The organism is Pirellulales bacterium (assembly GCA_035533075.1).
Lineage (GTDB): Bacteria > Planctomycetota > Planctomycetia > Pirellulales > JAICIG01 > DASSFG01.
This window is the reverse complement of sequence record DATLUO010000267.1, coordinates 17192-30692: the sequence shown is the minus strand read 5'-3', so window position 1 is coordinate 30692 and position 13501 is coordinate 17192. Positions and strand designations below refer to the sequence as shown.

The 13501-nt window shown below is 60.8% G+C and carries 15 protein-coding genes; 7 read left to right on the top strand and 8 right to left on the bottom strand.

Going from position 1 to position 13501, the window contains the following annotated elements; genetic code table 11:
- Window positions 1-137: 137 nt before the first annotated feature.
- Window positions 138-449, top strand: a complete 312-nt coding sequence (locus VNH11_33340; GenBank protein ID HVA51274.1) for a metalloregulator ArsR/SmtB family transcription factor — start codon at window positions 138-140, stop codon at window positions 447-449.
- Window positions 450-619: 170 nt separating this feature from the next.
- Here VNH11_33340 and VNH11_33335 read toward each other — a convergent pair whose 3' ends face one another.
- From VNH11_33335 to VNH11_33300, 8 genes are all read right to left on the bottom strand, one after another.
- Entirely contained in the window at window positions 620-823 is a 204-nt protein-coding gene (locus tag VNH11_33335) for a carbon storage regulator (GenBank protein HVA51273.1), read from the bottom strand.
- Between the two features lie 118 nt (window positions 824-941).
- Window positions 942-1238 (bottom strand): hypothetical protein, encoded by a 297-nt coding sequence (locus VNH11_33330; protein HVA51272.1) that lies wholly within the window; start codon window positions 1236-1238, stop codon window positions 942-944.
- A 1805-nt stretch (window positions 1239-3043) separates the two neighbouring features.
- Entirely contained in the window at window positions 3044-3181 is a 138-nt protein-coding gene (locus VNH11_33325) for a hypothetical protein (protein ID HVA51271.1), read from the bottom strand.
- 9 nt (window positions 3182-3190) lie between these two features.
- The gene (locus VNH11_33320; GenBank protein HVA51270.1) at window positions 3191-3436 is read right to left on the bottom strand and encodes a hypothetical protein; all 246 of its coding nucleotides are present in this window, start codon (window positions 3434-3436) and stop codon (window positions 3191-3193) included.
- 15 nt (window positions 3437-3451) lie between these two features.
- A complete protein-coding gene (locus VNH11_33315; GenBank protein ID HVA51269.1) occupies window positions 3452-3649 on the bottom strand; it encodes a type II toxin-antitoxin system HicB family antitoxin in 198 nt (65 codons plus the stop codon).
- A 3-nt stretch (window positions 3650-3652) separates the two neighbouring features.
- Window positions 3653-4075, bottom strand: a complete 423-nt coding sequence (locus VNH11_33310) for a hypothetical protein (GenBank protein ID HVA51268.1) — start codon at window positions 4073-4075, stop codon at window positions 3653-3655.
- Between the two features lie 15 nt (window positions 4076-4090).
- The gene (locus VNH11_33305) at window positions 4091-4513 is read right to left on the bottom strand and encodes a TA system VapC family ribonuclease toxin (protein ID HVA51267.1); all 423 of its coding nucleotides are present in this window, start codon (window positions 4511-4513) and stop codon (window positions 4091-4093) included.
- On the bottom strand, window positions 4494-4760 hold the full coding sequence (locus tag VNH11_33300) for a hypothetical protein (protein ID HVA51266.1): 267 nt from the start codon (window positions 4758-4760) through the stop codon (window positions 4494-4496). The genes VNH11_33305 and VNH11_33300 overlap by 20 nt, the downstream gene beginning before the upstream one ends.
- 271 nt (window positions 4761-5031) lie before the next feature.
- Here VNH11_33300 and cas6 point away from each other — a divergent pair, with 271 nt between their 5' ends.
- Genes cas6 through cas1 form a run of 6 tightly spaced genes read left to right on the top strand, consistent with a single transcriptional unit; the run spans window position 5032 to window position 13455 of the window.
- Window positions 5032-5664 (top strand): type I-MYXAN CRISPR-associated protein Cas6/Cmx6, encoded by a 633-nt coding sequence (cas6, locus tag VNH11_33295; protein ID HVA51265.1) that lies wholly within the window; start codon window positions 5032-5034, stop codon window positions 5662-5664.
- Window positions 5657-8077 (top strand): CRISPR-associated helicase Cas3', encoded by a 2421-nt coding sequence (gene cas3 / locus VNH11_33290; protein HVA51264.1) that lies wholly within the window; start codon window positions 5657-5659, stop codon window positions 8075-8077. Before cas6 ends, cas3 begins: the two co-directional genes overlap by 8 nt.
- Window positions 8077-9909: a type I-MYXAN CRISPR-associated protein Cmx8 gene (cmx8, locus tag VNH11_33285; GenBank protein HVA51263.1), complete on the top strand. Its 1833-nt coding sequence runs from the start codon at window positions 8077-8079 to the stop codon at window positions 9907-9909. The genes cas3 and cmx8 overlap by 1 nt, the downstream gene beginning before the upstream one ends.
- Window positions 9906-10916, top strand: coding sequence for a hypothetical protein (locus VNH11_33280; GenBank protein HVA51262.1), 1011 nt, complete (start codon window positions 9906-9908; stop codon window positions 10914-10916). The genes cmx8 and VNH11_33280 overlap by 4 nt, the downstream gene beginning before the upstream one ends.
- Window positions 10916-11728: a type I-MYXAN CRISPR-associated protein Cas5/Cmx5/DevS gene (gene cas5 / locus VNH11_33275; protein ID HVA51261.1), complete on the top strand. Its 813-nt coding sequence runs from the start codon at window positions 10916-10918 to the stop codon at window positions 11726-11728. The genes VNH11_33280 and cas5 overlap by 1 nt, the downstream gene beginning before the upstream one ends.
- The gene (gene cas1, locus VNH11_33270; protein ID HVA51260.1) at window positions 11650-13455 is read left to right on the top strand and encodes a type I-MYXAN CRISPR-associated endonuclease Cas1; all 1806 of its coding nucleotides are present in this window, start codon (window positions 11650-11652) and stop codon (window positions 13453-13455) included. The genes cas5 and cas1 overlap by 79 nt, the downstream gene beginning before the upstream one ends.
- Window positions 13456-13501 lie beyond the last annotated feature (46 nt).

Sequence of the window (13501 nt, the reverse complement as noted above, 5' to 3'; positions counted from 1 at the left end):
GAAACCTGACGCCTCAGATTCTCAACGCTAATCTACAAACTTCTCGCCCGACCGCGTATGATGGAGTATCGCTGATCGCCCTTCGAGCAGGCAGCTCGTTGCGATCGGGACACTTCGTGCCGCGAGCGGCGTGAGAAATGGACGACCAACTTGAATCCGATCGTTGTGCCCGTGTGCTGCGGGCCATGGCCGACCGCGAACGGCTCAAAATCGTGCAGTGCTTGCGCGACGGCCCGAAGAACGTGAGCGATATCGCCGAGACGCTGGGGGCGGAGGTCGTCAACGTCTCGCACCATCTCGGCGTGCTGCGGCAGGCCGGAGTCGTGCTCGACCGGCGGCAGGGGCGATTTATCGTCTATCAACTGCACCCCGACGTGTTCCATCCTGCCCGCAAGCCCGGCCAGCCGGAGCATCTCGACTTCGGATGCTGCCGGCTGGAAATCCCGTAGCGTGTTGGGAAAGGGACTTGGCTGGCTCGTTTCGAGCATAGCATGCAGGTGCGCCTGATACCGCGGTCGATCATGGGCGGGACCTGATGTTTGCCTTTCGCGTCGTCTTTCCCAACACGCCCTCCTTGGCCTGGCCGGGGCTCGTCGGCCAGCCCGTGCGGGGCCGCGCGTCACCGGGCGCCGCGGCCGCACGCTTCGGGGCCCTCCACCGACCCGGGCGGTGAAAAGGGCTCCAACTCCTCACGCAACACCACCACATCGGCCGGGGCTTCGATTCCCAGGCGCACCTTGTCGCCCGACAACCGCACGACCGTCACCACGATCGACTCGCCCAGCCGAATGCGCTGGTTTTCTCTTCGGGATAAAACCAACATGAACTCAACCCTCCGTGCTTGGGATAATGGTGCATCTATGAACACTGTGTATGAACCGATGTCAAGCCGAGGTGCGTTGCTTCGCCGTCCGGGCAGGCCCGGCCGGCCGTGCCCGCCGTCAGGCCGCGGCCAGTTCGTGCTCGGCCGCCGAAACGAGCTGGGTCTTTTGGAACCGTTCGCCGCTGGAATCGTAGAACAGCACCGTGTTGTTCTGGGTCTCCCAGATGGCGGAACAGGTGACGGCCCGCGGTCCGTGCAGGCAGAAGTAAAGCCCACAAGGCTTTCCCCCCCGCAACAGGACACGCTCGGTCATCAAAAAGGCGCCACATTCGAGTTGCTCAAGCTCGCACAAGGTTTCGTTGACATAATCTCGTAAGTCGTCCAGCGATTGAATCGTTCGTTCACTGGTCAGCATGTTACGGGGAATCTCCTGGGCCAAAGATTGCGTTGCGGCGCGACCGACGAAGGTCCCGGCAGTTTCGCCGACCGTCTTTGGGCGCTCGCAATCGAGAGCCACCTGTCGGGCGAAGCTGTCTTCCGCGGGTCCCTAGGTCGCGCGGGGTCGGCACGGCAGTGCCGGATGCGGGCACTGGTAACTATCGGCAAGATAGCGAAGCGGATTGCGTTTTTCTGCCGGCGGCGCCCCAAGCATTGGCGAGCAAGGGGGGAGGAGCTAAAAACACTTGTGAAAAATACAAGTGTCGCGGCTTGTGAAAAACAAAAATCACGCGCGCCGCCTGGGCCGTCTAAGCTGGTTTGGGCCTGCGCTTTGCGGCGATGCGAGGAAGCATCGAGGCCGAGTTGTACAAGCGCGGAACCCTCTGGCGGCCCGGTACGCAACGCCCTCTCCCGGCGCGCCGCGATTTCCGTGATCGTGCGAGCTTGGCGCCGACCCCCCCTACGCGGAACGCCACGGAGGGCGTTTGCTACCGAGCGCCGCTCGTTCGTGCAAATTTGCACAAACGAGAAAAACCCGAGGGATTTCATCATCTCGTAGTTCCGAAGAGGGATAAGCGATGAGGGAGAGGGCGTCGCGAATCGTCGATTCGACTCCTGCGTCTACCGTTTGCTGTCTACCGTCTGCTGTCTACCGTCTGCCGTCTACCGTCTGCTGTCTACCGTCTGCTGTCTACCGTCTGCTGTCTACCGTCTGCCGTCTACCGTCTACCTCTTTGTTCTACCGGCCAACTGGCTTGCATCGCTCTCGCGACTAACCACTAACCACTGGCCACTGACCACTGGCCACGACTGCTCAACATTTAGGCACTATTTTAGCTTCATGCGTACAGATTAGGCAGCCAGCCCGACAACGTACCTTTTGGGTGGTTGCTGGCAAAAAACGCCGTGTTTCGACGGCTATTGCAAATTTGCAAAAGCCGTGCGCCGCCGCACGGGTCGCGACGGCCGCCCGACGCCGCTGCTCAATTTTTAGGCACGCCCGGCTGCCGCGGACCGGCCTCGTTCCCTGTCTACCGTCGATGGTCTGCGCGACCTTGTACCGCGCGGCGATCTTGGTGCTTTCCGGCGGCCGCGCGGCAGGAACAACGAGGGAGCCACGGATGACATGGATGGGCACGGATCAACACTCGGCCGGCATCCTACCACGCCGCTGGCTTGGCCGACCCCCGGCCCGCTCTTTTCCCGTATACCAGCAAAACGCTTGGCGACCGGCAAAACTCCACCCCGCCGAAAAAGGGATGAGGCAAGTGGAAAATGAACCGTGAGGCACGGAGAGTTGTGGTTTTCGGCGTGATTCGCCACGATCGGGGCTTGCCCCCGTCGAGCGCTGACTGTCGGCCTAGCCCGGATTATTCGTGGCCCCACGAATTCCACCACAGACTGCGCGCACACCAACCCGAAGCGCAAGCGAGGTAAGTTCGTTGCTCGGCCTCGCTTGCGCTTCGGGTTAGTGTGGGGCCATGAATAATCCGGGCTAGCGTCCGATCGCGCCCCACAACCGTTTTCCGTTTCGCGATGCGTCCGCCGCCTGCGGCGGCGGACGCAACGCGAAAACCTCAGTGGCGACTGCTTGCAATTATCGCGCGATCGGTTATATACACGGCAAGCGCCGCCGAGCGGGCGGTGCGGCCACATCAAGAAATGGGGGCAGCGATGCTCCGAGTCAAATTCGTTCTCGTTCGTCGACGATTTCCGCGGCTTTGTTCCGCCACGATCGGGGCTTGCCCCCGTCGAGCGCTGACTGACCGGCTAGAGGCGAACTCACCGCAGCCCTTGCGCGCCTCCGCCGCGCTTGCCGTCTTGCGAAAAAGGAGGATGGCCTTCCCAGGCCGTCTCGTCGTGCCGCGCCAGTTCCGTGGGGCGGCCTTCCCAGGCCGTCTCGTCTCGAACACTCGGCAACCGACCGCGTTAGAACAGCAGGTCATCGCGCGTCACCTCGAACTCGTCGTCATCGTCGGCCCGCTCCGCCGACCCGACTTCAAGCCCGGTGGCGAAGAATTCATCCCAGGTCCTGGTCGCAGCCGCACGGACAAGAATGCCGTCGCTGGTTTGTTCCAGGCTCACCGACCCGCACAGGCCGAGCGACTGGACCCATTCCGCGGGAAGTTGAACGCGGTTGCGCGGCTCCAAAGCGGCGATTTCAGTAGTGGCCATGGTGTCTCGTCGGTCCTAAACAGCGATCCCTTCCACAAACCCGCCTTCGGGCAACGGCTCGTCGCCCGGCTCAAGATACAACTCGATGGCCTCGCGAACGTTTTTCCGCGTCTCCTCGAGCGTATCGCCCGCGGAGATGCAGCCCGGCGGTGCCGGCACGAAGGCCGTGAAACCACCTTCGTCGGAGACTTTGAACACGACTTTCAGGACCATCGCCTAGCTCGGTTGCAGTTCCCGCGTATCAACCACAACGTCGTCGTATTGGCGGAACGCGGCTTCGAACCGCTCCAGACCGGGCTGGCCGTCGTCCGGCGGCGCGACGAGGGCGAATTCCAAGAAAATCGTGAGGCGGATTCCTTGGTGGCGTTCGTCGATCACGAATTTGTCCATGCCCAAACGCTCCATCCGCGCCAGGATGCGCTGCACGCCTTCGATCTTGAAGCCGACGAGGCTTTCGTCGTCGTTCGCCAGGAAGACGCTCAGCAGCGGGTTCACCCGCCGCGCAAACGACGGCACGTCGCGCCCATAGAAATAGAGCGTGTCGCCCTCATGGTCGTAAAAGGGCTTCGGTACAAATGGGCCGGTTTGGGCCAAACCCTCTTTGAGAAAGTCGAAAAACTCAGTCAGTCCCGACTCCATAGTTGGTTCTCATGCTTACGGCAGAAAGACGCACTTCACCCCATGATACTGTGCAAACGCCTGATCGAAAGTGACCATCTGGAGACTTGCCGACAGGGCGAAGGCCGCCAGATAGGCGTCGTTCCAGACGTGTGGGGAGAACGACTGCTGCCGAGTCCAATTGCGCCAATGCGTTTCGAGATTCGCCGGCTCGTCGGCGTACGAGACCCGCGGGTCGCTTTGAAAGGCGTCGTATTCATGCCACGCTTGGCGGAGCGTCAGGGCGTGCTGCCCGAAGGCTCTTGGGTTGGTGGACAATCGCAGGAATCCTTGCTGCGTCATCCGGCAGAACACGCAAATGTCGTCGGACAAGCCGTCGAACCAGTTTTTCGCGTCGGGATGGTGGACGTGAGAATCGAACGTCAGCGCCAGCCAAAGATTAACGTCGGGGAGAAACATCGTCTTCGTCGAGAATCTCCGCGATCCGCTGCGCGGTCAGCTTCACGGTGCCGGGTTGACCGGTTCGAACGAGCGGCACTTCGATCCGCTGCTTCTTCGTTTCCGGCCGTGACGCGATCGATTCGTGAAAACAAACGGTTACGTGCGCCCCCTCCGGCAGCGTGGGGGCACCTTCCAAAACCACGACGCCGTTCTGCACTCGACCGGGAATCTCCATGCCTTCATTTTCGCCCGCGTCGGCGAGCAAAGCAAGTTCAGCTTAGAGATGCCGGGAAAGCCCGCAGTAACGAGTCGGTTTCTTCTAGCGCCGTGCGGCATCGACGAACAGACCACGCTCAACGGTTGTCAGTCACCAACCAAAAGAACAAGTGCTCAACGCCTTTCCGGCATCCGAGGAGATCATGCGAACCAGTTGCGAACGATCGTGTCAAACAGTACGATGCGGGAGTCGTACCAAGCAAAATAACAACATCACACAATCTACCCTTTCGCGCCCCGGTTAGCAAGAGGTTCCATCGATGATCGACCTTTCCTTTATTCTCACCGGCACTTGCGACATTCCCGCCGATCACGGCTATCACCTCTACGCCGCGGTTTCGCGGTTGCTGTCGTCAATGCATGAACCAAACGGCATCGGTGTTCATCCGATTCGCGGGCGGTTGATCGGCGATCGGCGAATGCAGATCTGCGACTTCAGTCGGCTGACGATACGGGTCGCGCCCGAGCGAATCGCCGATCTTCTGCCGCTGGCCGGCAAACAGCTCAACATCGGTCGGCAGCCGGTGCGCGTCGGCGTGCCGCAGGTTTATGCGCTTAGCGCTGCCACGGCGCTTCGCAGTCGCCTTGTTACGATCAAGGTTTCCGGTGATCGAGCGGCGCCTCACCCGCCCGATGAGACCGAATTCCTCGCTGCGGCTCGGCGTCAACTCGATGCTCTGAATGTCTCGCCCGAGGCCCAGCTCACCGTGGGTAAACGTCGCACGTTGCGCGTTAAGGACAAGGAGGTCGTAGGCTACGAAGTGCTCGCCTCTGAGTTGACCGCACACGAGTCGATCTCGCTTCAGGAGAGCGGCCTCGGCGGTCGCCGTCACATGGGCTGTGGCATTTTCGTGCGGTTCAACCCTCGCGCTCAGGAAGCGAACGATGGCTGACAAACTTTTGGCGAAATCGCCGCGCAACGGTGTTGAGAAGTCCTTGGTGCGACACACGCGCGACGTAATCGACGCGGCGGTGGCGCTGTTCGGCAGTGCAGATGGACCAACGAGGCTGGGCCACTGTTGGCTTCGGTTCTTCAAACTGCCCGACGAAGCGTGGCCGACATTCTACATCAATCTTCTCGCTTCGTGCGCGTTGCACGACTGGGGGAAAGCCAACGACGGTTTTCAAGACGACGTGCGAGGCAAGCGCGGCTCCCAAGGAATTCGGCACGAGCACCTGAGCGCCCTCCTCATGTCACGACCCGTCGTCTGGGAATGGCTGGCGGGCAATGTGGCGCTCGACCGGCCACTCGTTCTCTCGGCCGTGATGACGCACCATCTTAAAGCGGCGTACGATCCGCACAGGGAGTTTGGGTTTGCGCGGCGCATGAACGATAGGGCGAGGATTGGCTTGCTACACCGCACGGACCAGTTTGAGGAGTTGGCCGGCGCGACGGGTGACTTACTCGGATTGGGGCAGGTCAATTTACGCGAGATTCCAGAGGCTTGGTCGTTCGAGAAGCCGCCGGCAAACATCCGGGAGATGCGGAAGCACGTGATAAAGGAGGTTTTCAACCCCTTCCGCAATGAGCTTGATGCGAACCTGACACGCAAGCGAATGCTCTTGGCGGTCCGCGGCGGGCTGATCGCCGCGGATGCCGCCGGTTCAGGGCTAGCGCGGGTCGACAAGACAATACCGGGGTGGATTCGCCAACAGTTCGATGCAGGCATACTATGGGACGGAGAGCGCGTTCGGACCGAGATCATCAATCGGCGCGTTGACGACCTGAACGCTCAATTCAGGAAGCACGGCAAGGGCAAGTTTGAGTGGAACGATTTCCAAGTCGCGTGCGACGATTTGCCGGACCGCGCGCTGCTCTTGGCTCCCTGCGGTAGCGGCAAGACGCTAGCCGCGTGGCGCTGGATTGCCGCACAGGCCGCAAAGAATCCTGCGGGCCACGTCCTGTTTCTCTACCCGACGCGAGCGACGGCCAAGGAAGGGTTCAAGGATTACGTTTCCTGGGCGCCCGAAGCCGATGCTGCGTTGATGCACGGCACGGCGGAATTCGACCTCAGGGACATGTTCGACAACGAGCAGGATTCGCGCCACGGGCTGAGCTATGAGGCCGACCGCCGGTTGTATGCTCTTGGCTTTTGGGAAAAGCGGGCGTTCTCGGCGACCGTCGACCAATTTCTGGCCTTCCTCCAATACGGCTACGGGCCGGTGTGCATGCTCCCGGTGCTTGCGGATTCGATCATCGTCATCGACGAAGTGCATAGCTTTGACCAGAAGATGTTTTCCGCGCTCAAGGCGTTCTTGAACAACTTCAACGTCCCAGTCTTGTGCATGACCGCGACGCTGCCGCCCGATCGCCGCGACCAATTGGAAAAGAGCCAAGAGGCAGGAGGTTGCGGGCTGACGGTGTTCGCCGAAAAGCGTGGCGAGCTGGAAACGATCGCGGGGATGCCGCGCTACCGGTTGACGCGCGCCGCGTCACGCAACGCAGCCGAAGAACGCGCCCGCGAAGCGCTCCGCAGCGGCCGTCGCGTTCTTTGGGTCGTGAACACTGTGGCTCGCTGTCACGAGATTGTCGAGCGTTTTGCCGCCAACTTCGACCCGGCGTCGAAGAATACGCACCTGACGATGGCAGACGGGACACCGGTCTACTGCTACCACAGCCGCTTTAAGCTTTCGGACCGCGTGAAGCGGCACAACAACGTCGTGGACAACTTGAAGGCGACGGGAGGGGCCGGCATCGGCATTACGACGCAGGTTTGCGAAATGAGCCTCGATTTGGACGTCGACCTGCTCATCACGGAGGAGTGTCCAGTCACATCGTTGATCCAGAGAATGGGCCGCGCGAACCGGGAACGGGACGCACGACCGCTGTCCAAATCCGGTGAAGTGATCGTCTACAAGCCGGCGGACCAAAACCCGTACTCCCGCGAAGACCTGACCGGCTTGGAAGAATTCCTTGCCCTGGTCGCCGACACGGAGTTGTCGCAAGCGGCACTCGAGGAGGCCCTTAGTAAGGTGCCAAGTCCACCTTGGGGTGGCGACAAACTGAGCATGTTTCTCGAAAGCGGCCCGTTCGCCGTTGCTGGCGACGAAGATTTCCGCGATTCTGAGGAGCACAACCGCCAGTGTGTGCTGCCGGACGACGTGCATGATTACCTTTCCGCAAGGGCGAAGGACAAACCGGGCTTCATCTTGCCAGTTCCGATACGGCTGGCCCGTTGCCGCGATAACGAAATGCATCCTGAACACAAGCAGTTGCCGCCGTACTTAGGGATCGCCGAGGCTGGGCACTACCATCCGGCCATCGGCTTCTACGGTTCGACGCTCGATCAATGGGGGCAGTGCTGATGGCAAAGTCGACCAAGACCGCAGCAAAACCAACTGCCGTAACCGTCACCTACGATTTGATGAGCTTGCCGACGGCGCAGCACAAGGCCGGTCTCGCTGGGTTACTCTTGGAGATTGAGTCTCTTCGGAATCGAGGGAAGCCATCGCCCAGCTATCGTTGGGACGACCAATGCCCTCGAACCATCGTGCATGTCGAGTTCACGCGTGAAACGACTGCTGCATTGTTTGATGACATTTACGACGCCGAACTCATCGAAGGACCGCCGCGTGAAAAGCCGTTTACGAAAGGGAAAGGCGCTCAAAAGCGGCTGGTTCCTCCGCTACGACGCGCGGCGTTCATCAAGACGGATAAAAAAGGGAATCAGACGACCGTAGAGGGGTACGTCTATCTTGAGCTCACGCCATCGCTCGCTACTCTTCGCCATTACCTTCCCAGCGCGGATTGGGTAAGGCTCTGGCGCGACTTGATCTGGCAGGTTATTCGTGACAGCAAGAAGAAGGCGCCGTTTATCAAGCGCGCTGCCGCAAAACATGCACTGGCCGACGTCATTGCAGTCGCCGATGGCGACACCGACGATGAAGCTGAAGCGGCCGAGTCCGGAAGGGGTGACGGGAGCTCGTGGGACGACTTGCTGAAGTATGCAGCCGCCAATGCACGAGGAACCCACGCGGTCGGCAAGCTTTCAGGGGCACTGCTGCTCGGCGCAATGGAGCGAAACGCGGAGGCGATCCCCCTCATTGGCCAGATCGAGCAGAATCTCCTCCTTCACTTTTGGCCTCTAAGTATCCTTATATTCGTTCCGCGATTTGTCGATCGCGATGGCGGCACCTACCTTGGCAGGCGTGGAAAAAAAGACCGATCGCCCCATTTTGCGGTTGCGTTGCCAGAAGTCGCCGACTTGCGAGAGTTTCTTCGCGACTACCCGCGATTACTCGCGGGCCTGAGCACAAAGCTCGCGGGAATGAGGCCGACAGAGAGCATCGTTGACCTTCCCGCTGAGGGCGGATTGTCATTCATCGAGCATCTTGCACGCCTAATTCCGCCGCACATCGTGGAAAGCGAAGTTGGACCGGCTATAAGCGCTGTTGATTACTTCCACGTCGCGAAGGAAGGCAACAACGTTAAGTTCCTTGCGACGGGTAGAGTCGAGCCACGCCCACACCTCGCCGAAGACTACTGCGAGATTGCCGGGCGGCCGGATGGAAAGCCTCGTTTTGCGAATCCGTTCTTTCGTCGCGCCTTGCTGGCCGCTTTGCTCGATGATCGGCCATGGTTTGACCCTTTCGCTGATGTTTTCGACGAATGGCCGCACCCTTTTTTCATCCCGACCAAAAGTTCCCCAACATTTTCGTGGTTCTGGGTAGACGCCCGGAAAAAGATCCTGGAGGTGATCCAAGCTATGCCGACTGAAAACGACGTGACTGATCCGCCAAGCGATGATGATGTACTCGCTTCGGCAATAAACCGGTTTACCCGCCGCTATCTTGATGAGCGTTTGAAGAGAGACATCGGCTTTGACTTCCACAAATTTCGCAAGGAGCGACGGTCTCCTGCAAACCCTGTGGAAGCGAAGAACCTCGCCGATGCGGTAGACGCGCGTCAGAAACTCGCCGAGCGGCTGTTTTTGGAGTTTCGTTCCAGGCACGACCAAGCGTTCGTCGAGCACTTCAGCGGCACATTCTTCCGCGTTGGGCACTACATGGGCGGTAAGCTGTTCGAGCGAATCGCGGCGGCGCTGTTCAACGGTACCGACAAAGTCAAAACTCTAACTCTCATGGCGCTCTCCGCCAATTCTTGGACTCCCCTGCAACCTCGTGAGGCTAAGCAATGAATTTATTCGCCACCGTACTAACATACCCGGCCCCTTCGGCCAATTACCGCGGGGAATCGGAACTTAACCGGACTGTCATCCAAAAGGTGACCGATGGCCGCTTTGACTACCCTATCTTTTCGCCGGAGAGCATGCGGAATGCGCTTCGCGAAACGCTTGCCAAGTATGGGCTACCGTGCAATCGCCAACGCTTGCACGACGAGGAGCAACTCGCGGTCAAATTCGCTGACCTACCCGACCCCGGCAAGTACGCCGACGATTTTTTCTTTGGCTACCTTGTTGCGGCAGGCAGTGCCGACCGCAAGAAATACCTAAAGGAGATCGAAGAAAGCCGAGGCAAGAAAGCCGCTGAGGATTTCACGTTCAAACGGGATTCGGTCCTCCGCATGAATCTCGCCAAGGCGCTCGAGCCCTACCGGCATAACGCCGTGTTCACGCAATCACCGCTCGCAGCAGAAGGAAGCGCTTACAAAAACGCGGCGACGTCTGCATTGCTCCACCGTGAGACCGTGGTCTCGGCGTTCCAGTATCCTTTCGCGCTCAATCTCCTGGACTGCAAATCGAAGTCGGACTGGACTCGCAACCTCCTTCAAGCAATCGGCGAACTGAACGGCGTTGCCGGGAATCACGCGCGAAGCTACTTCGAGATGGCCCCCGCCAGCATCGTCGTGCGGCTCACGAAACAACTCGTCGCCGGCTATCAGACTTACGGATTCAATTCGAAGGGAGAGTTTCCCGAGGTGATTGATGGCATCCTCCGCGATCCGCCCGATTATCCTGGCAACGAATTCTTCATCGGCGGAAAGGTCATTAAGGACATGGAGACCGTTGACGAACAGATGAAAAAAGAGCAAGCGAAAAAGCAGCGGCCAGAAAATCAAGCAGAAGAAGACGGCGCTGCAGTAAAGGGGCACATCGAGCGCTTAACTGAACGGGGAGTAACCGTCGACCGCGATCCGCGCCGCTTGCTGGCAACGGTAGCCGACCGATTCTTGGGAGGAGCGTGATGCTTGTCCTGTACGTCGAGGCGCCATTCGCGGTCTTCCGCACGTTCACCGCGGGCTGGTACCGGCCGACAGCGACCTTTATTACGCCATCGGCCGCCTATGGCCTCGTTTTGAACTTGGCGGGAATCGACTCGCGTTTGCGCGAGGACGAGCCGGGCCACGGCGGCAAAGTGCCAGCAAGTCTCACGCGACCAGGGTTGCCGGCGATGGAAATCGCGGTTGGCGTGCCTGAATACATGTTGCGAGGTCGCACGAAAGTGCCTATCGCCGTGGACGTCCTCTTTCCGCGCGTGCAGACCGTCTTTCAGCAGTTGCACAACTATCCGGTCGGCACGTCTGGCGCTGCGAGGGCTGAATCTACAAAGGGGAATAAATACAACATCGCGCCCGTCCGTCGCGAGTATCTTTCTGGGTTTCGCGCGGTGATCGCCTTACGCGCCGACGACGATCTGACGCACCGCGTGGTTCGCGGGATCGCCGGTGATTTTTCTGAACGACGCTATGGCGTTCCATTCATCGGTGATAATGCCTTCCTCATTGACCGCATTGAAACGCTGCCCGAACCTGGCCCAGTGCGATGGTACGAGCGTGTCATCGCGGATCCGGGTTCTGGCCCGCGCGGCCGCACGACTCGGCTTACCACGCTGATCGATCGCGCCGACTTGTCACGCACGGCTTCGGCATTGTATGCCCCGCAGTCAGAAGCTTGCATTGGTGAGCCGCCGCAATTAGCATGGACGACTATTACGCCGCCAGCGATGGAAACTCCGGCCACACCCGCACGGAAGCCCAGCCGTCGTGGAAAGAACTAATGTCGGTCGATCTTGAGGCGCCGCTACGCGTCATTTCGCTGCACGATCTGCTCTATTGCGAGCGACTTTTCTATTTCACCGAGGTCGAGGGTATCCAAAATCCAACCGCCCTGGTCTACGCCGGCCGGCGGCTGCACGATGACGTCGTGCCGCTCGACGACGAAGCGCCGGAACACCGCAGCTTGGAGGTCGCGAGCGAAACGTGGGGCCTGGTGGGCAAGGTCGATGCCGTCCGCCGACGTGATGGCCGCTGGGTGGCCTACGAACATAAACGCGGCCGCTGCCATCGCGGACCGGCCAAGGAAGTGCTGGCCTGGCCCAGCGATCGCATTCAGGCCGTCGCCTACGCCGTGCTCTTGGAAGAAGCGCTCGGCGAAACGGTGACGCAGGCGCGGGTCCGCTACCATGCCGACAATGTGACCGCCTTCATCGAAATCGACGACGCGGCCAAGGACGATCTGCGCCGCGCGATTGAGCGTGCCCGCGAGCTGCGTCAGACGGTTGCCCGGCCGCCGGTCGCCGAAAATGAAAACCTCTGCGTCCGCTGCTCGTTGGCGCCGGTCTGTCTGCCCGAAGAGGAAAGGCTGGCGGCTCACGAGCACCTCGGCGATGAGGAGGCCGAACCAGACGCGAACCGCCCTCACCCCGGCCCTCTCCCGGAGGGAGAGGGAGCGAGGCATGTTCCGACGCTGTTCCCGTCGAACCGCGAGCGGCAGACGCTGCACGTGGTGTCACCCAAGGCCCGCGTCGGCCGTAGCGGCGAAACGCTCGTCGTGACCAGCGAGAACGAAGCCCGTGAAAAGGTGACGCAGCGCGTGCCGATCGAGGAGATCGACGCCTTGGTGATTCACGGTTTCGGGCAGGTGACCACGCAGGCGATCCATCTCTGCGCCAGCCGCGGCGTGGCCGTGCAGTGGATGACGATGGGCGGGAAGTTCGCCGCCGGCACCACCGGGCAGCCCGGCCGAGTGCAGCAGCGCATTCGCCAATATGCCGGCCTGACCGACGGCGCCACGCGGCTGCGTCTTGCCCGGCGGCTGGTCCACGCCAAGGTCGAAACGCAGCTTCGCTACCTGCTGCGAGCATCGCGGGGCGACGGGCCGGTGCGCGGCGCCTGCCTGCCGCATTTGGAGCGCATTCGCGAGTCGCTGCGCAAGGTCAACACGGCCGGCTCTGAAGAATCGCTGCTGGGGATGGCGGCCAAAGCCTACTTTGCGGCCCTTCCCTCGCTGCTGTCGCCGCAGGTTCCGGCGGAAATGCGGCCGGCGGGCAGATCGAAGCATCCGCCGCGCGACCGCTTCAACGCGCTGCTGAGTTTTGGCTATGCCATGCTGCAAACGGCGGTGCATCGCTCGGCCGTGGCGGTGGGGCTGGAGCCGGCGCTGAGCTTCTATCATCGGCCGCGGACCGCGGCGCCGCCGCTGGTGCTCGACGTGATGGAACTGTTCCGCACGATCCTCTGGGAGATACCGCTGATCGGCAGCGTCAACCGGCTGCAATGGAGCGTGGACCGCGACTTCGCGATTTCGCCCGGCCAGGTCTGGCTCTCGGACGAGGGGCGAAAGACCGCGATCAAGCTCTTCGAGGAGCGACTTGAAGAATCTCACAAGCATCCCCACACCGGGCAAGCGCTGACATACGCGCGGATGATCGAGTTGGAGCTGCGGCTGTTGGAAAAAGAGTGGAGCGGATGTCCGGGGCTGTTTGCTCGGATGCGGGTCCGCTAAGTAGCAGCGACACTCCGTGGCGGAGACGAAGACAAACGGTCGACCA